Source organism: Acinetobacter sp. SwsAc2, from assembly GCF_013391465.1.
Lineage (GTDB): Bacteria > Pseudomonadota > Gammaproteobacteria > Pseudomonadales > Moraxellaceae > Acinetobacter > Acinetobacter johnsonii.
The window spans coordinates 1-513 of record NZ_JACBEZ010000091.1 but is presented as its reverse complement, the minus strand read 5'-3'; the positions used below and the strand labels follow the sequence as shown (position 1 = coordinate 513).

Genomic DNA, 513 nt, shown 5'->3' with positions numbered 1-513 from the left:
GCCATTATGTTAAATAGATAGCAGTTGGGAGATTATTTATTCTTTCAATAGACAAAAACTTGCGGAATTTTTCTTAATTTGTAATCCTTGCGGCCAAGGGTGTCTAGCGTAGCTAAGACAGGTATTCGTTATAGTCGGGCCGCTATAATACGGATGACGAGTGCCTGTATGTTTAACCTAAATATCTTTAACAAGATCTCTAGCGAAGTATTGACCATCAAAAATGATCTTGAGCTGAATTCTGAAAATCAACTGATAACTAAGTATAAGACTTCTACTTCTGAAGATTATAAACAGGCTATTGTTTTGATTTTTAAAGAACGTGGCTATACACGTTTGGAAATAGGTCAATTACTTGGGGAGCCAAAAGCTTCATAAAATACCGATTAAACAAAGCTTGGATATAACATCCAGGCTTTATAAAAAAGTACCTAGCTGTTACCCTTGTCCTGATTTTTTTACTCTAAAACGTTCTTTCATCTTATGACACTTACGCCACCTTAAGTTTATTTA

The 513-nt window shown here is 34.7% G+C and carries 1 protein-coding gene; it reads left to right on the top strand.

Annotation, left to right across the window (positions count from 1 at the left end):
• Positions 1-168: 168 nt before the first annotated feature.
• Positions 169-378, top strand: a complete 210-nt coding sequence (locus HYI04_RS16810) for a hypothetical protein (protein WP_004976362.1) — start codon at positions 169-171, stop codon at positions 376-378.
• The last annotated feature ends 135 nt before the right edge of the window (positions 379-513 follow it).